Source organism: Bifidobacterium sp. W8114 (assembly GCF_016101165.1).
In the GTDB taxonomy this organism is placed as follows: Bacteria; Actinomycetota; Actinomycetes; order Actinomycetales; family Bifidobacteriaceae; genus Bombiscardovia; species Bombiscardovia asteroides.
Window position 1 is genome coordinate 119,599 of sequence record NZ_JACFRA010000004.1, and the last position, 19,352, is coordinate 138,950.

At 63.3% G+C, this 19,352-nt stretch carries 10 protein-coding genes and 1 pseudogene; 10 read left to right on the forward strand and 1 reads right to left on the reverse strand.

What is annotated here, in order from left to right; translation table 11 throughout:
* The first annotated feature begins 430 nt into the window (after positions 1-430).
* The 10 genes and pseudogenes from H3T89_RS06625 (at position 431) to H3T89_RS06655 (ending at position 16,489) form a co-directional block, all read left to right on the forward strand.
* A complete protein-coding gene (locus H3T89_RS06625) occupies positions 431-577 on the forward strand; it encodes a hypothetical protein (RefSeq protein WP_181415570.1) in 147 nt (48 codons plus the stop codon).
* Between the two features lie 190 nt (positions 578-767).
* Entirely contained in the window at positions 768-4,022 is a 3,255-nt protein-coding gene (locus H3T89_RS06630; protein WP_258326534.1) for an RCC1 domain-containing protein, read from the forward strand.
* 566 nt (positions 4,023-4,588) lie between these two features.
* Positions 4,589-4,735, forward strand: coding sequence for a hypothetical protein (locus tag H3T89_RS09000; RefSeq protein WP_232348509.1), 147 nt, complete (start codon positions 4,589-4,591; stop codon positions 4,733-4,735).
* A gap of 221 nt (positions 4,736-4,956) precedes the next feature.
* Positions 4,957-5,025: pseudogene (locus tag H3T89_RS09115) on the forward strand (hypothetical protein); the annotation flags it as partial.
* Between the two features lie 259 nt (positions 5,026-5,284).
* A complete protein-coding gene (locus H3T89_RS09010; protein WP_258326533.1) occupies positions 5,285-6,880 on the forward strand; it encodes an InlB B-repeat-containing protein in 1,596 nt (531 codons plus the stop codon).
* Positions 6,847-7,251, forward strand: a complete 405-nt coding sequence (locus H3T89_RS09015; protein ID WP_332461049.1) for a hypothetical protein — start codon at positions 6,847-6,849, stop codon at positions 7,249-7,251. Before H3T89_RS09010 ends, H3T89_RS09015 begins: the two co-directional genes overlap by 34 nt.
* 526 nt (positions 7,252-7,777) lie before the next feature.
* Entirely contained in the window at positions 7,778-11,335 is a 3,558-nt protein-coding gene (locus tag H3T89_RS06640) for an RCC1 domain-containing protein (protein ID WP_198216579.1), read from the forward strand.
* 509 nt (positions 11,336-11,844) lie between these two features.
* On the forward strand, positions 11,845-11,988 hold the full coding sequence (locus H3T89_RS06645; RefSeq protein WP_198216580.1) for a hypothetical protein: 144 nt from the start codon (positions 11,845-11,847) through the stop codon (positions 11,986-11,988).
* A 197-nt stretch (positions 11,989-12,185) separates the two neighbouring features.
* Entirely contained in the window at positions 12,186-15,428 is a 3,243-nt protein-coding gene (locus H3T89_RS06650; RefSeq protein ID WP_232348510.1) for an RCC1 domain-containing protein, read from the forward strand.
* A 257-nt stretch (positions 15,429-15,685) separates the two neighbouring features.
* Positions 15,686-16,489, forward strand: coding sequence for a Bax inhibitor-1/YccA family protein (locus tag H3T89_RS06655; RefSeq protein ID WP_198216581.1), 804 nt, complete (start codon positions 15,686-15,688; stop codon positions 16,487-16,489).
* Positions 16,490-16,540: 51 nt separating this feature from the next.
* Here the strand turns inward: H3T89_RS06655 and acnA are convergent, their stop codons facing one another.
* Entirely contained in the window at positions 16,541-19,273 is a 2,733-nt protein-coding gene (gene acnA, locus H3T89_RS06660) for an aconitate hydratase AcnA (protein ID WP_198216582.1), read from the reverse strand.
* Between the last annotated feature and the right edge of the window lie 79 nt (positions 19,274-19,352).

Consider the following 19,352-nt stretch of genomic DNA (forward strand, 5'->3'; position numbering starts at 1 on the left):
CTCCACCACCACACTACTGTCCAAATACTGCAGTCAAGAATTGAGAGCAGGCATGCACGGCACGTTTCTGCCTTCGAAAGGGAAACTTGGGCACGCCGACCAGGGGGGGGGGGGGATGGAGCCCAAGTCCGCTCGGCCTTCGTCTGTGCTCCCAGTACCAGATAATCGCTGTAAACAAACGCTTTTCCCAACCAAAAGATCCGTTGTCGTCAAAGAGCTGACTTGGCTCGTGTTTGTTGTCTGAAGTCTGGGTGGTATGGTTAGAGGCAGGGGATGTCAAGAAGGCGACTGGCTTCCGCCATTGGACTCTGCTGTTTGATGCAGGATCGGCATCGATAGACAGAACGGTTTTTCGACTGGAAGAACGAAGAACTTTAATAGGCAAGCGGCGTTGATTCCGCTTGATGTTTGGTGAAGGGGTTTTGGTTTCATGCATATGGTTACCCGTCTGCGTCGAATCCTGGCGATGATGACCGTCCTGCTGGGCCTGCTGGCAGGCCTGGGCATCGCATCCGCCCAGGCGGATGCTCCCATGCTCACCGGGGGGGGGGGGTCGTCAGACCCCTCGCGTAGCTGAGCAAACCCCCGGCATTCTCCCCAGCAGCGCAACAGACACCCCACTGCCCTCGCCATCGCCGATACAAGCCACCACACCATTAAGCCCGACAGCAAGCCCGGGCACCCCGTCATCGACGACGGGAACACCCGGCAGCACAGACCCCGCTCCGACCAAATCAGCAGAGAAGCCGGATGAGCAAACTTCGCATGTGGTGCGCTTCGATCCGGCCGACGGCGGCAAGCCAACACAGTCAACAGTGAAGACCGGCACCCTGGCCGCTCCCCCGCAAGAGAACCCGCAACGTCCCGGCTTCCGGTTCGACGGGTGGATGCTCGACGGCCGGCCCTATGACTTCCGGACCCCCGTCCTGAAGGAGATAACCTTGAAAGCCCAGTGGTCGAAAACCACGGACTGGACGCTGAGCCCGGAGCACGGGCCCGCCACCGGCACGCGGCTGACCATCAGCCCGCCCAAAAATCAAGAACCTCAATTTGTCAGCCTCCAGGCCGCCGGACAGCACATAGTCGGCCTGACCGGCGACGGGCGCATCCACACATGGACGCAGGAAGGCGCACCCAAGCAGGTTTCCACCCCCACGCAGGCATCCGACGGGTTCCGCTACCTGCAGGTTGCAGCCGGCAGCCGACGGCAGGCGGCACTCGGATCCGACCAGCAGATCTACACCTGGAACAATGAACAATCGACACCCACCATCCTCGATGCCAACCAGAACACCAAGTTCACCAGCATCAGCCTGAACGATGACCTTCTACTGGCTGTGGACCGGCAGGGACAGGTCCACACCTTCCAAACCGATCAGGCCGACAGCCGGAATTCGAATCCGAAACTCCTGGAGCAGGCCACGACCGGCCTGCCCGGACAGGCGCAGGCCGTCACCGCCGCCGCCTCCGACAGCCGGACCCTCGCCCTGGACTCTGACGGGCAGGCCTGGACCTGGGACGCGAACAGCATAGGCAAAGCCAAGCCTGTACACATCAGACAAGACACCGAAATGCGCACCGTCCAAGTCCAAGCACTTGGCAAACAATTTCTCCTGCTGGACGCGGACGGGCAGGCCTGGTACCTGGCCGACAGCACAACCGATCCGACAGCCGTCAGCCTGCCGGAGGGCATGAAAGCAAGCAGGATCACGGCCGACAAGAACCAGGCCGCCATCACCGACAAGAACGGCAAGGTCTGGGCATGGAAGCCTGGCGGAACCCCCGTCCGGGCGGACGACGGGAGCCAGCCATACACGCAGGCCGTCCTTGCAGGCGGCAGGATCACCGCCATCAGCAGGCAGGGCGGCCTCCACCAGTGGAGCCTGGACGGGCAGGGCCGGCCCGGCAAGCCCGCCAGAATCAACACCACCCAGGCGCCCACCCTGGAAACAGCCAGCACGGACAGCCAACCGCTCAAACTCACCAGGAACAACGACTCATGGCAGACGGACATGCCCGCCCACAAGCCAGGACCAGCCACCATCACCATCACCGGCAGCCAGGACAACCAGCCCTTCACCAGAAACCTCGACTACACGGTCGACCAGCCGCTGACCAGAGACATCCGAGAAGGCTCCACCCACACGGTCAGCTTCGACACGGCCGGAGGAAGCCCGGCGCCCGGCCTCCAGCAGGTCGACTACCCCTACGGGCGAGTGCAACGGCCCACGCCCGACCCGGCGCGCGAAGGCTACCTGTTCGACGGATGGTTCACCGGCAACACCGCCTACGACTTCAGCAAGCCCGTCACCCAGAACCTCACCCTCACCGCCCACTGGACCTTCAAAGACCCCGACAACACATGGAAGATCAGCCCCGACAGGGGCAGCCAGTTCGGCAACGAAACCACCACCATCACCCCTCCAGACACCAGCCGGGGCATCAGGTTCAGCCAGGTCAGTGGCGGAGGATACGCCCCGTTTGATGTGACGGGGGGGTATTCACTGGCTGTGGGCAGCGACGGGAACGCCTACGCCTGGGGATACAACAAGTATGGCCAGCTCGGCAACGGCACGACTACCCAGCAGAACACACCGGTCCCGGTGCCAAAGCCTGAAGGCACGCCTGCGGATTTCACCTACGTGCAGGTCGTTGCCGGAGGCTATCATTCGCTGGCCATCGGCAGCGACGGGTACGTATACGCCTGGGGGAATAACAACCGCGGGCAGCTCGGCAACAACACCAAGTCCAATTCGTCAACCCCCGTGCGCGTGCACGGGCCCAACAACACCGGCGAAGGGCTGAAAGCCATCCAGATCTCCGCAGGAGCCTGGAACTCCATGGCACTGGCTGCCGACGGCACCGTATACACCTGGGGCAGCTTACAGAGCGCATGGGCCCTCTCGTCCAACTTGCCCGCAACTGTCCCGCAAACCGTGCCCACAACGGTCGAGGACCCCTCGGATGCCAGCGGCGTCTTCCACGCCGTGCAGATCAGCACCCGATGGTCCTTCGACATGGCCATCGGCCAGGACGGGTACGTATACGCCTGGGGCTACAACACCAACGGCCAGCTCGGCAACAACACCAGCGACGGTACCAGCACCACCGTCTTCCACCCCACGCCCAGCCGCGTGTTCGCATCCAGTCAGTCCACGACTGCTGCAGGCCCCTGGCTGAAGGCCGTCCAAGTGAGCGCCGGCGTTAGGCATGCGCTGGCCATCGACGAGGACGGGAACACATGGTCATGGGGACGCAACAACTATGGCGAGCTCGGCAACAACACCACCAACGGAGAACACGTCGCAAATCCTGTCCCCGTGCGTGTGCAATACCCCGCAAGTACGGGCACAGTGACAGCCGTGCAGGTGAGCGCCGGAGCCAATCATTCGATAGCTGTCGACACAAACGGAAACACCTGGTCATGGGGACGCAACAACTATGGCCAGCTCGGCAACAACACCACGAGCAATCAGAGTACCCCAGTAAAGGTGTTCGCCTCCGCGCAGTCCACGAGCTCGGATGGACCATGGCTGAATGCTGTGCAAATCAGCGCAGGATACTTTTCATCAGCAATCGGCACTGACGGATACGCGAAAGTATGGGGACAAAACAACAATGGCCAGCTCGGCAACGGCACCACTAGTGGCGAGAAGCCGAATCCTGTTCCTGTGTCGGTGATGTTCCCCCTGCAGCCGGTGATCACAGCCGCCAGGTTCGACACCAGCCTTGCCACGAACCTGAACCATATCAGCAACAGCAACAGCGTCACCGTGCTCACACCCGCACACCAACCAGGCACGGTCACGGTCAGCGTGGACTACACGATGGGCGGTGCAGGAAGCACCCTGACCGACACCTCACTCCGATACACGTACCTGCCTGCAGGCGTGCTCCCCCAGGCAGGCGGGGAAGGCATCCTGCTCGCCCTGGCCACTGGCATGACCGGCATGGGCGCGATGCTGGCATCCCGCCGCCACCGGAGGGAAACACACCAACTATTACACGCTTCGCACGAGTAAGAGCGGCCAGGGGCGGGTCAATCCCTCGGCCCTGGCTTATCGGGGGCGCACGGAGGAAAAGTGTCACTGAAGGCTCAATCCCCAAGGGAGCCGACACGCCTCCCGCGCCCCTCCCACCACACATATGCTGACTTCCACCGAACCGGCATCGGCATCATGGACACAGCCATGCAACATCCGGATTAGATTCGATTCCGAGCGTTTCCCGGCCCCCATATGCTGGCGGTCAACCGGCAGGCGCAATCTGGTAGGTTGAAGTACTGGCTAGCGGTACGATGTTTGCTCACTTTTTCATCAGTGAGGCGGTAAACGGGGGCATTGTGCCGGCACGTAGCCCGAAGCTGGCTTGGCCTATATTTCGAAGCGTTTATTGTGGGTTACACCATGTGCGGCGCTTTTTCGGATAGCATGATGGGTGCAATGCTGTTGGGCAGTTGGTTGGGTTTTCGATGTGGCCTGAAAGGCCACTTCCTGACGGATGGGACATTGTAGGCAGGAATTCATCAGCACGTTTCCCAGGATGGTGGAAGCGGCTGTGTCCGGTGCGGGCGAAAGGTTGTCGGCTTATGCATCTGGGTACCCGTCTGCGTCGCATCCTGGCGATGATGATCGTCCTGCTGGGCCTGCTGGCAGGCCTGGGCGTCGCGTCCGCCCAGGCGGATGCTCCTGTGTTTAGCGGGGGGGGGGGGGGGGTCGCCAGACATCTTAAGTAGCTGAGCAAACCCCCGGCATTGCCCCCGGCAGCGCAGCTAGCAGCCCGCTGCCCTCGCCCTCGCCGCTGGAAACCGCCCCGCCCCTGAACCCCACGACGCCGACGGAAGGCACGGGCGGCGCAGGCTCCTCTCCGGCCAAGCCGTCCGACAAGACGGATGAGCAGACCACTCACACGGTGCGCTTCGACCCGGCCGACGGCGGCACACCCACACAGGCGAGCGTGAAGACGGGCACCCTCGCATCCACTCCGGAACATAATCCCGTACGTGAGGGATTCCGGTTCGACGGATGGACATACAACGGCCGGCCCTTCGACTTCCGGACCCCCGTCCTGAAGGACACGACTTTCAGCCGAAACATACTGGCGGGAAAAATACGTCCGGACCCCCGTCCTGAAGGACACGACCCTGAAAGCCCAATGGTCGAAAACCACGGACTGGACGCTGAGCCCGGAGCACGGGCCCGCCACCGGCGCCAGGCTGACCATCAGCCCGCCCGGCCTGCAGGAACCCTGTTACACGAGCATCCAGGCCGAGGGAGACCAGATTGTGGGCCTGACCGGCGACGGGCGCATCCACACCTGGACACAGGAGGGCGCACCCGTGCAGGTTCCCTCCCCCACGCAGGCATCCGACGGGTTCCATTATCTGCAGGCCACAGCCGGCAGCCATTGGCGGGCGGCACTCGGATCCGACCAGCGGATCTACACCTGGGACAGCCGACAGTCCACGCCCGCCATCCTCGACACCGGACAGGACACCCGGTTCACCAGCATCAGCATCAACGACGACCTGCTCCTGGCCGTGGACCGGCAAGGCCGGGTCCACACCTACCAGTCCAGCGATGCCGACAGCCGGGACCCGAACCCGAAACCCCTGGAGCAGGCCGAGACCGGCCTGCCCGGACGGGCGCAGGCCGTCACCGCCGCCGCCTCCGGCAGCCGGACCCTCATCGTGGACTCTGACGGGCAGGCCTGGACCCGGGACGCGAACAGCATAGGCAACGCCGAGCCCGAACCCGTCAGGCAGGACCCGGGCACGCGCATTCTCCAGGCCCAGGCCCTCAACCAGGGGCTCCTCCTCCTGAATGAGGACGGACAGACCCGGTACCTGGCCGACAGCGCAACCAAGCCGACAGCCGCCGGCCTGCCCGACGGCACGCAGATCAGCAGAACCAACAGCAGCGGCGACCAGGCCGCCATCACCGACAAGGACGGCCACATATGGGCCTGGAAGCCCGGCAGCAAGACCACCCGGGCGGACGACGGAAGCCAGCAGTACATGCAAGCCGCAAGCACCGGCAGCAGGATCACCGCCATCAACAAGCAGGGCGGCCTACACCAGTGGAGCCTGGACAAGCAGGGCCGGCCAGGCAAACCCGCCAGAATCAACACCACCCAGGCGCCCGCCCTGGAAACAGCCAGCACGGACAGCCAACCGCTCAAACTCACCAGGAACAACGACTCATGGCAGACGGACATGCCCGCCCACAAGCCAGGACCAGCCACCATCCTCATCACCGGCAGCCAGGACGGCCAGCCCTTCACCAGGAGCCTCAACTATACGGTCAACCAGCCGCTGGCACGAGGCGCCGAACCAAGATCCACGCTCACGGTCCACTTCGACACAGGCGGAGGAAACCCCGAACCAGCAGACCAGAGTTTCCCTACCCCGAACGGCAGGGTGAAGCGGCCCTCCCCCGACCCGGCGCGCGAAGGCTACCTGTTCGACGGGTGGTTCACCGGACAGGTCGCCTACGACTTCAGCAGGCCCGTCACCACGGACCTGACCCTGACCGCCAAATGGACCGAAAGCCAGAACAGCACGTGGAGCATCAGCCCCGACAAGGGCAGCCAGCTGGGCAGGGAATCCACAACCATCACCCCGCCAGACACCAGCCGGGGCATCAGATTCAGCCAGATCAGCGGTGGGAAAGACTACAGCTCTTGTTTCTCCTTGGCTGTGGGCAGCGATGGGAACGCATACGCCTGGGGAAACAACAAGAATGGCCAGCTCGGCAACAGGACGACAGCAGAGTATCAGACTACGCCGGTCATGGTGAAAAACCTGACCGCAAGACATACCCGGACCTGCCGGAGGGTTTCACCTACGTGCAGGTCAGCGCCGGAGGCAATCATTCGCTGACCCTGGGCAGCGACGGGAACGCCTACGCCTGGGGATACAACAACGCTGGCCAGCTCGGCAATCCCTACGCAGGAAGCCGCAGTCTCGTTCCTGTGCCAGTGACGTTCAACCTGCAGCTGGTGATCACCGGCGTCAGATTCGACCAGACTCCCTCAACAGGCTTGACGCGCGGCAATGACAACAGCGTCACCGTGCTCACGCCCGCACACCAGCCGGGCACGGTCGCGGTCAGCGTGGACTACACGCTGGGCGGCACAGCCCAGCAGCCCGATACTTCCCTCCGATACACGTACCTGCCTGCAGGCGGAGTCCTGGCCTCACGCCGCCACAGGAGAGAACGGCACAGGCTACTGCACACTTCGCACGAGTAAGACAGGCCGGAGGCGGATCAATCCCCCATCCCCGGCTTACAACGGGGGCGCACGGAGGAATGTCACATACAAGGCTCATCCCCAAGAGAGCCGACACTCCTCTTGCGCCCCCACCCCACACTACTGTCGACTGCCGCTGACAGACATTAGGAGCAGGCATGCACGGCAGGTTTCTGCCCTCGAAAGGGAAACTTGGGCCGCCGACCAGGGGGGGGGGGGAATGGAATCCAAGTCCGCTCGGTCTTCGTCCGTGCTCTCAGTACCAGACAATCGCTGTAAACAAACGCTATTCCTCAACAAAAATTCATTGTCGTCAAAGAGCTGATTTGGCTTGTATGTGTTGTCTGTGGGCTGGGTGGTAGGGTGAGAGATAGGGGAAGTCGAGAAGACGACTGGGTTCCGCCATGATTCACGCAGTCTGTTGCGCGGACTGGCGTTGAGCGATTGGCAGCTTTCCGACGGGGAGAACCTTATTCTGCAAGCGGCGTTTGCTCCGCTTGGTGTTTGGTGAAGGGGCTTATGAGTCATGCGTCTGGGTACCCGGCTGCGTCGCATCCTGGTGATGATGATCGTCCTGCTGGGTCTGCTGGCGGACCTGGGTGTCGCATCCGCCCAAGAGAACGCTCCCATCCCCTCCGGGGAAGGGGGTCTTCAGACCCCTGGCGTAGCTGACGGAGCCTCCGCCACTCCCCCCAGCAACGCAACAGACATGCCACTTTCCTCGCCCTCACCAATACAAGCCACCACGCCACTAAGCCCCACGCCAGGCGCCCCGTCATCGGCGACGGGCACTCCGGACAGCACAGACCACGCTCCGGCCAAATCAGGGGAGAAGACAGATGATCAAGCCGTGCATACAGTGCGCTTCGACCCGACCGACGGCAGCAAGCCCACCCAGGCGAGCGTGAAAACCGGCATTTTTGCCACTCCCCCGCAACAGAATCCTCAGCGTCAAGGCTTCCGATTCGAGGGGTGGACGCTTGACGGCCGGCCCTTTGACTTCCGAACCCCCGTCCTCCAGGACATGACCTTGAAAGCCCAATGGTCGAAGGCCACGGACTGGACGCTGAGCCCGGACCACGGGCCCGCTTCCGGAACAGTCCTGACCATTAGCCCGCCCGACAGGCAGGAACCTCAATTCGCCGGCATCCAAGCCGCAGGAAACCAGATCCTCGGCCTGACCGGGGACGGACGCATCTACACATGGACGCAGGACGGCACACCCAAGCAGGTTCCCGCCCCCTTCCAGGCCGCCGACGGGTTCCGCTACTTGCAGGCCGCAGCCGGCAACCGATGGCAGGCAGCCCTCGGATCGGACCAACGAATCTACACCTGGAACAGCCAGCAGTCGACGCCCGCCATCCTCGACACCGGCCAGGATCCCGGGTTCACCAGCATCAGCATCACCGATAATCGGCTCCTGGCAGTGGACCGGCAGGGACAGGTCTACGCCTATCAGTCCAGGGATGCCGACAGCCAGGACCCGAACCCGAAATTCATACAACAGGCCACAACCAGCCTGCCCGGAAAAGCGCAGGCCGTCACCGCCACCGCCACCGCCATTGGCAGACGGATCCTCATCGTGGACGCGGACGGAAAGGCCTGGGCGTGGGGCACGACTGATACCGGAAACGCCAAACCCGCACACGTCAAGCAGAAGCCGGGCATGCGCATCGTCCAAGCCCAAGCCCTCAACCAGGGGTTCCTCCTCCTGAATGAGAACGGGCAGGCCTGGTATCTCGCCGATGGCATGAGCAGCCCCACAGTCGCCGGCCTGCCCGACGGCACGCAGATCAGCAGAATCAACAGCAGCGGCGATCAGGCCACAGTCCTTGACAAAGACGGCCACGTATGGGCCTGGAAGCCCGGCGAAGCGCCCACCCGGGAGGACGACGGAAACCAGCAGTACATGCAGGCCACCGCTGCCGGCAGCAGGATAATCGCCATCAGCAGGCAGGGCGGCTTGTTCGCGTGGAATCCAGATGCTCAAGACAAGCAAAATCAGCCAGACCGGCTCGACACCACCCAGGCGCCCATCCTGGAATCAGCCAGCCTGGACTGCCAGCCGCTTAAACTCAGCAAACAGAACGGCACCTGGCAGACGGACGCCCCAGCCCACAAGCCAGGGCAAACCACCATCACACTCGTCGGCAGGCAGGATGGCCGGCCCTTCACCAGGAGCCTTAAATACACGGTCGACCAGACCCTGACCAGAGAGGTCCGACAGGGCTCCGCCTATGCGATCCATTTCAACACGGGCGAAGGAGGCCCGACCCCACAGGACCAGAGCATCCAGCCAGTCTACGGCAGGGTCCAGCGCCCCTCCCCCGACCCGACGCGCGAAGGCTACCAGTTCGACGGATGGTTCACCGGCAACATCGCCTACGACTTCAGCAAACCCGTCACCGGCAACCTCACCCTCAGCGCCAAATGGACGCTTGTAGACCCCAACAACACGTGGAAGATCAACCCCAACAAGGGCAGCCAGCTGGGCAAGGAAACCACCACTATCACCCCGCCAGACGCCAACCGAGGCATCAGATTCAGCCAAGTCAGTGGCGGAGGATACGTATATGCTGATCTGACGGGGTATTCACTGGCTGTGGGCAGCGACGGGAACGCCTACGCCTGGGGCAACAACGAGTCCGGCCAGCTCGGCAACGGCACGACCGCCCAGCAGAACACGCCCGCCCCGGTGCCAAAGCCCGCAGGCGCGCCCACGGATTTCACCTACGTGCAGGCTGATGCCGGAGGCTACCATTCGCTGGCCGTCGGCAGCGACGGCTACGTGTACGCCTGGGGGCTCAACGACCACGGGCAGCTCGGCAACAACACCACATCCAATTCATCAACCCCTGTGCGCGTGCACGGGCCCGGCAACACCGGTGAAGGCCTGAAGGCGATCCAGGTCGCCGCAGGAGCCTGGAACTCCTTGGCATTGGGCGCCGACGGCACCGTATACACCTGGGGCAGCATATCCAAAGGAGGCGGCTATGACTGCTCCAGCCCGCAGAACGTGCCCACAACCGTCAAGGACCCCTCGGATGCCAGCGGCGTCCTCCACGCCGTGCAGATCAGCACAAGTTGGTCCTTCGACATGGCCCTAGGCCAGGACGGGTATGTGTACGTCTGGGGCTACAACAACCATGGCCAGATCGGCAACAACACCACCGACAATAGTTTCCACCTCACGCCCAGCCGTGTGTTCGCCTCCAACAAGTCCACGGCTGCTGCGGGCCCCTGGCTGAAGGCCGTCCAGGTGAGCGCCGGAAGCTGGTTCGCATTGGCTATCGGCGAGGATGGCAACACATGGGCATGGGGCTACAATGAGTACGGTTCGCTCGGCAACGGCTACAGCAACACAGATGCAGACACGAATTATATCCCCCAAAAGGTGCGATACCCCGCGAATGCGGGCGCAGTGGCAGCCGTGCAGGTGAGCGCAGAAGTTTACCATTCATTGGCCGTCGACACGGACGGGAACACCTGGGCATGGGGCCACAACGACTATGGTCAGCTCGGCGACAACACCACCATTGACCGGAATTCCCCTGTGAAGGTGTTTGCCTCCGCGCAGTCCACGAGCTCGGCCGGACCCTGGTTGAATACCCTGCAAGTCAGCACAGGATGGCGGCATTCACTAGCGATTGGCACGGACGGAGTCGCCTACGCCTGGGGACAGAACTGGTATGGCCAGCTCGGCAATCCCAATGCAGGAAGGCAGAGTCCTGTTCCTTCACCGGTGTCGTTCAACCTACAGCCGGTGATCACCGGCGTCACCTTCGACACCAGCCCCGGCACGAACCTGATCCGCGGCGATGGCAGCAGCGTCAGCGTGACCACGCCCGCACACCTGCCGGGCACAGTCACAGTCAGCGTTAAATACACAACGGGCGGCGCGGGAAATACCCTGACCGACACTTCCCTCAAATACACGTACATGCCCGCAGGAGTGCTCCCCAAGGCCGGAGGGAAAGGCACCCTGCTGGTCCTGGCCACCGGTATGACCGGCATGGGCGGGGTCCTGGCATCCCGCCGCCACCGGAGGGAAACACGCCAACTGTCACAAGCTTCGCACGAGTAAGACGGGCCGGGCGGCGTATCAATCCCCCCCCCCGCCCCCGACCCATATAGGGGGGGGGGGAGCAGGGAGAAACGTGTCATTTAAGTAAGGCTCAACCCCAAGAGAGCCGACACCCCTCCCGCGCCCCCACCACACTTCTGCCTGTGATGATACAGGCAAACCTCTCTTGTTTCCGCCCAGGAAGGGAGATGAACACAGAAGAGTCGACCATAGAGTTTGCAAAGTTTACAACTCGAGCCGGCCCTGACGCTGTCCGTGCTCCCGTTCTCAAATAACGCTGTCAACAACGACTCTCCTTGACCGAGAGAATCACCGTCGCCAAGCGGCTGACTCTGGTTCGTGTGTTGTTTGCTGACCGGGTGGTAGGGTGAAAAAAGGGGATGTCGAGAAGACAGCTGGCTTCCACCACGATTCCTGTAATCCGATGCAGGGCTGGCGCTGGCAGGTAGAATTTCAATTGATGGGCGGTGTTGGTACCGCTTGGTGTTTGGTGAAGGGGTTTTGGTTTCATGCATCTGGTTTCCCGTCTGCGTCGCGTGTTGGCGATGATGACCGTCCTGCTGGGCCTGCTGGCAGGCCTGGGCGTCGCATCCGCCCAGGCGGACGCTCCCATACTCACCGGGGGGGGGGGGGTCGTCAGACCCCTCGCGTAGCTGAGCAAACCCCCGCCACCCTCCCCGGCAACGCATCAAATATCCCACTTTCCTCGCCATCGCCGATACAAGCCACCCCACCGTTAAGCCCAGCAACGCCGAGTCCAAGCACTCCGTCAACGTCGACGAACAATATAGACAGCGCAGAACCAGCTCCTGACAAACCAAATAATAAAACGGATGGTCAAGCCGCACATATGGTGCGTTTCGACCCGGCCGACGGCAGCACGCCCACACAGGAGACCGTGAAGACCGGGACGCTTGCCACCCCCCCGCAACACAACCCTCAACGTCCCGGCTTCAGGTTCGACGGATGGACGCTTGACGGCCAGCCCTACGACTTCCAGACCCCCATCCTGCAGGACACGACCCTGACAGCCCAATGGTCGAAGACCACGGACTGGCGGCTGAGCCCGGAGCACGGGCCCGCCACCGGCGCCAGGCTGACCATCAGCCCGCCCGACAGGCAGGAACCCTGTTACACGAGCATCCAGTCCGCAGGTAACCAGGTTGTGGGCCTGACCGGCGACGGGCGCATCCACACCTGGACACAGGACCACACACCCAAGCAGGTTCCCGCCCCCGCCCAGGCTCCCGGCGGGTTCCGCTACCTGCAGGCCGCAGCCGGCAGCCGCCGGCAGGCCGCCTTGGGATCCGACCAGCGGATCTACATTTGGGACAGCCAACAGCTCGTACCCACGCTCCTGGACACCGGACAGAACGCCGGGTTCACCAGCATCAGCATGAACGATAATCGGCTCCTGGCCGTGGACCGGCAGGGACAGGTCCACATCTTCCAAGTCAATCAGACCAACAGCCAGAATCCGAAGTCCACAGTACAGGAAACCATCGGCCTGCCCGGGCAGGCGCAGGCCGTCCTCGCCGCCGCATCCGGCAGCCGAATCCTCATCGTGGACACGGACGGGCAGGCCTGGACCCGGGAGACAAGCAACACCGGAAAAACCAGACCGGAACCCATCAAACAGGAACCAGGCACACGCACCGTCCAGGCCCAGGCCCTCAACCAGGGGTTCCTCCTCCTGGACGCGGACGGGCAAATCTACTACCTGGCCGACAGCACAACAAAACCGACAACCGTCAGCCTGCCAGAGGGCATAAAAGCAAGCAGGATCAGCACCGACAAGGACCAGGCCCTAATCACCGACACAGAGGGCCACGTCTGGTTCTGGAAGATAGCCGGAACTCCCATCCGGGTGGACAACAGCAACCAGACATACACGCAGGCCGTCCTTGCAGGCGGCAGGATTACCGCCGTCAGCAGGCAGGGCGACATGTTCACATGGAACCCGGACGCTCAAAACAATCCAGGCAAGCCAGCCAGAACCGACGATGCCACCGGACCCACCCTGGAAACAGCCAGCATGGACGGCCAAACACTGACACTCAACAAGAGCAACGATGCCTGGCAGACGGAAATCCCCGCCCATAAACCGGGGCCAGCCGCCATCACACTCGCCGGCAGGCAGGACGGCCAACCCTTCACCAGGAGCCTCAACTACACCGTCGACCAGACCCTCACCAGAGACAACCAGCAAAGATCCACTTACAAAGTCACTTTTAATGCGGACGGAGGAAACCCCGAACCAGCAGATCAGAACTTCTCCACCCCAAACAGCAGAGTCAAACGGCCCTCCCCCGACCCGACACGAGAAGGCTACCAGTTCGACGGATGGTTCACCGGCAACATCGCCTACGACTTCAGCAAGCCCGTCACCAAGAACCTCACCCTCACCGCCAAATGGACCTTCCAAGACCCCAACAACACGTGGAGCATCAGCCCCGATAAAGGCAGCCAGCTGGGCAACGAGTCCACCATCATCACCCCGCCTGACATCACCAGGCGAAACATCAGGTTCAGCCAGGTCAGCGGATCGAAAAACGACAGTAGTACTACCTATGGCTTTTCCCTGGCCGTGGGCAGCGACGGGAACGCCTACGCATGGGGAGACAACAGGTATGGCCAGCTCGGCGACGGGACGACCACCGAGCGGCATACGCCGGTCATGGTGAGGAAACCTGACCGCAACACGTATCCGGATCTGCCTGCAGATTTCACATACGTGCAGGTCAGCGCCGGAAGCTATTACTCCCTGGCCCTGGGCAGTGACGGATACGTGTACGCCTGGGGATACAACCACTATGGCCAGCTCGGCAACAAGACCAAGTCCGATTCATCAAAACCAATTCGCGTGCGCGACCCCGCCAACCCCGAGGATGCAAACAAAGGACTGCAAGCCACACAGGTGAGCGCCGGATACTCTCATTCGCTGGCCGTGGGCAACGATGGATACGCCTACGCCTGGGGATACAACGAATATGGCAAGCTCGGCAACAACACCAGCGACGATTTGTCTGATGTTCCCGTGCAAGTGCGCGACCCCGCTGACGTAAGCAAAGGACTGAAAGCCACCCAGGTGAGCGCCGGATGGCGGCATTCGCTGGCCATCGGGACTGACGGATACGCCTACGCCTGGGGATACAACAAAAATGGCCAGCTCGGCAACGGGAAGACCAGCAGCACTAACGCGAATCCTGTTCCTGTGCACGTGCGCGACCCCGCCAACCCTGATGACGAGAGCAAAGGACTGCAAGCCACACAGGTGAGCGCAGGATACTCTCATTCGCTGGCCGTGGGCAACGATGGATACGCCTACGCCTGGGGATTCGACTACTGCGGCCAACTCGGAAATAACAGCACAACGGATTCGACTGTTCCCGTGCACGTGCGCGACCCCGCCAACCCTGATGACGAGAGCAAAGGACTGCAAGCCACACAAGTGGACGGTGGATACGAGCATTCATTGGCCCTGGGCAGCGACGGATACGCCTACGCCTGGGGAGAGAACGATAAGGGCCAGCTCGGGAACAATACAACCAGCGGCTACTATTACCCTGTAAAGGTGCTCGCCTCCGAACAGTCCACAAGCAAGGCCGGCCCCTGGCTGCACGCCGTGCGAATAATCGCCGGTGACCAGCATTCGCTGGCCATCGACACGGACGGGAACACCAAAACATGGGGACGCAACGACTCTGGTCGACTCGGCGACGGCACCACAAACAACAAATCGGCTCCTGTGCCGGTGGTGTTTAACCTGCAGCTGGTGATCACCGGCGTCAGATTCGACCAGACCCCCGTATCAGGCCTGACACGCGGCGATGGCAATAGTGTCACCGTGACCACGCCCGCACATTTGCCGGGCACGGTCACGGTCAGCGTGGACTATACGCTGGGCGGCGCATCCCAAACGCCGGACACCTCCCTCAGGTACACGTACCTGCCCGCAGGCGCGCTCCCAAGGGCCGGCGGGCAGGGCATCCTGCTCGCCCTCGCCACCGGCATGACCGGCATGGGCGGGGTCCTCGCCTCGCGCCGCCACCGGAAAGAAACACACCGACTGCTTCACGCTTCGCACGAGTAAGAGCGGCCGGGCGGCGTATCAATCCCCCCGCCCCCGGCCCATACAGGGGGAGCAGGGAGGAACGTGCCACTTTAGGCTCAAACCCCAAGAGAGCCGACACATCCTCCCGCGCCCCCACCACACTCCTTCCACCCCGCCATGACGGCCACCCCCACCCGATTCCAACCAGAGCAAACACCTGTTATATGGCCAAACCGGCCATGTAGAATTGAACAAGACGACCATCCCGCCACAGGCGGGAAGACAAGGAGGAGCAGATGGCTTTCAACGGGAATCCGCGGCCGCAGGCCCCATACGGTCAGTACGCGCAGCAGCCGATGCCGACCATGCAGGGCGGTGAGCCCTACGGCATGGGCGCGCCCATCGACACCAACGCAGCATACAGCTTTGAAAAGGCGGAACGGGTCTCCATGTCCCGCGCCTATGCGGAGATGGCCGTCGGCCTGCTGGTCACCGCCCTTACGGCCTATCTGACCGCCCGGACCGGTCTGCTCCTGGCCTTCATGCAGGCCACGGGCGCCCTGGGCTGGATCAGCATGGCCGTGGTCCAGGTGGCCTTCGCCATGATTCTGAGCGTCCGGGTTATGCGCATGCGCACCTCCACCGCCCGGGTCATGTTCTACCTCTATGCGGCCCTGATGGGCTTCACCCTGAGCACCATCTTCATCGCCTACTCCCTGCCCTCCATCATGCTGACCCTGGTGATCAGCGCAGGCTTCTTCTTCGTCCTCAGCATGCTGGGGCTGACCACGCGGCGCAACATGCTGGGCATGGGGTCCATCTTCATGGCCGGCCTGCTCATGCTGATCCTGGTCCAGGTGGTCATGCTCTTCCTGGCCCCTTCCAACACGGCCCTGCGCGTGGTCTCGGCCATCGGCATCATCCTCTTCGCCGGGCTGACCATGTATGACGCCCAGCAGACCAGGGTCATCTTCGCCACCTATCGCAGCCAGGGACCGGAGGCCATCAAGCGGGTCTCCATCCTCTGCGCCCTCAACCTCTACCTGGACTTCGTCAACCTCTTCCTCTACATCCTGGATCTGGTCGGCGATCGCAACTGACAAAAAAGAAGATCCCCGCCCCTAGCATTGGGGGCGGGGATTTTTGTATCTTCAGGCCTCCTGATCGGCCCTGGCCAGCAGACCACGCAGCACATACTGCAGGATGCCGCCGTTGCGGTAGTACTCGGCCTCGCCAGGGGTGTCGATGCGCACCTTGGCCGCAAACTCCACCATGCTGCCGTCGGGCCGCTGGGCCCGCACCTGAACCTGCTCGGACAGGGAGCTGTTCAGGGCATCGACGCCGATCAGGTCATAGGTCTCCTGGCCGTCCAGACCCAGGCTCTGAGCCGACTGACCCGCGGGGAACTCCAGGGGCAGCACGCCCATGCCGATCAGGTTGCTGCGGTGGATGCGCTCGAAGGACCTGGCGATGACGGCCCGCACGCCCAGCATCCGGGTACCCTTGGCCGCCCAGTCCCTGGAGGAGCCCGTGCCGTACTCGCTGCCTGCCAACACCACCAAAGGAGTGCCCTGCCTGGCATAGTCCTGCGCCGCCTCGAAGATGGTCGTCTCCTGGCCGTTCAGGAAATCGTAGGTGAACCCTCCCGGGCGCACATCCAGCCCCACCGAGGCCAACAGCTGGTTGCGCAGGCGGATGTTGCCGAAGGTGCCCCGGACCATGACCTCGTGGTTGCCGCGCCGGGAGCCGTAGGAGTTGAAGTCCCTGGGGGCTATGCCGTGCTCCTGCAGGTAGCGACCGGCCGGTGCGTCGGCCTTGATGGCCCCTGCGGGCGAGATGTGGTCGGTGGTGACCGAATCCCCCAGCAGGGCCAGCACCCGGGCTCCGTGGATGTCCTCCAGGGGAACGGGCTGGGCCTTCATGCCGTCGAAGAAAGTCTGGCGACGGATGTAGGTGGAATCCTGGTCCCAGTGGAAGAGCTCGCCCTCCGGCACCTCCAGTTTCCGCCAGCGCTCGTCCCCGCCGAAGACGTCCGCATAGTCGCGCAGGTACATGTCCCGGTCCAGGGCGGTGCCCACCACGGACTCGATGGCCTCCCGGGAGGGCCAGACGTCCGCCAGCATGACCGGCTTGCCCTGGCTGTCCTGGCCCAGGGGGTCCCGCCAGGGGTCGAAGTCCATGGTGCCGGCCAGGGCGTAGGCCACCACCAGGGGCGGCGAAGCCAGGTAGTTCATCTTGACGTCCGGGCTGATGCGCCCCTCGAAGTTCCTGTTGCCCGAGAGCACGGCCGTCACCGTCAGGTCATGATCGGCGATGGCCTGGTGGATGGCCGGGTCCAGGGGGCCGGAGTTGCCGATGCAGGTGGTGCAGCCGTAGCCGACCAGCTCGAAGCCCAGGGCGTCCAGGTCCTTGCTCAGGCCGGTCCGGTTCAGATAATCCGTCACCACCTGGGAGCCTGGCGCCAGCGAGGTCTTGACCCAGGGCTTGGGCTTGAGGCCCCGGGCGCGCGCCTGGCGGGCCAGCAGACCGGCGGCCACCATGACCGAGGGGTTGGAGGTGTTGGTGCATGAGGTGATGGCCGCGATGACCACATCCCCGTCCCGCAGGCTGAACTCGCTGCCGTCGGCCTTCCTGACCGGCACAGCCTGGCCGTCTGCGTCCCTGTCCTGGTCGCTGTAATCCTTCAAGTCCCGATGGAAGGTCTTCTGGGCCTGGTCCAGCAGGATGCGGTCCTGGGGCCGCCGAGGGCCGGCAATGGACGGCCGCACCGTGGACAGATCCAGCTCCAGCACCTGCGAATACTCAGGCTCGGGGCAGTCGGCATCCTCCGGGTCCATCCACAGGCCGTTGGCCTTGGCGTAGGCCTCCACCAGGCGCACATGATCGTCGCTGCGGCCGGTCAGACGCAGGTAGTCCAGGGTGATTTGGTCGATGGGGAAGATGGCGCAGGTGGAGCCGAACTCAGGGCTCATGTTGCCCAGGGTGGCCCGGTTGGCCAGGGGGACCTGGGCCAGGCCCTTGCCATGGAACTCCACGAACCGGCCCACCACGCCCACCTCGCGCAGCATCTGGGTCACGGTCAGCACCACGTCGGTGGCGGTGACCCCCTCGGGAATGGACCCGGTCAGCTTGAAGCCCAAGACCTGGGGCACCAGCATGGAGATGGGCTGGCCCAGCATGGCCGCCTCGGCCTCGATGCCGCCCACGCCCCAGCCCAGCACACCCAGGCCGTTGACCATGGTGGTGTGCGAGTCGGTACCCACGCAGGAGTCCGGGTAGACCAGGGCCGGCCCCTCTCCTTTAGTTCTGTCCCTGCGCATGACCACCTGGGCCAGGTACTCCAGGTTGACCTGGTGGATGATGCCGGTGCCAGGGGGCACCACGCGGAAGTTTTGGAAGGCCTGCTGGCTCCAGCGCAGGAAGCGGTAGCGCTCACTGTTGCGCTGGTATTCCATGTCCATGTTGTGTTCCAGGGCGCCCGGCATGCCGGAGCTGTCCACCTGGACGGAGTGGTCGATGACCATCTGCGCGGGGATGAGCGGGTTGACCAGGGAGGGGTCGTCGCCCAGGGCCTTGACGGCGTCGCGCATGGTGGCCAGGTCGACCATGCAGGGCACGCCGGTGAAGTCCTGCATGAGCACCCGGGCGGGACTATACTGGATTTCCCTGTCGGGCTGGGCCTTGGGGTCCCAGTCCAACAGCTGGTCCAGTTGGTCCCGGGTCACCGTGGTCCCGTTCTGATGCCGCAGCAGATTCTCTGCCAGGATGCGCAGGCTGTAGGGCAGGTGGTCGATTCCCGGCAGGTCGCTGATCCGGTAGTATTCGAACTCCTCGGAGCCCACCTTGAGCTTGGAACGACCGGCATCTTGTGCGGATTCTGACATGCACCACCCCTTCCTTGGACGCTCGGGCCCTGCCCTTGCGCCCATGTGGACCGGCGGCGGGAGGACCCCAGGCCGTCAG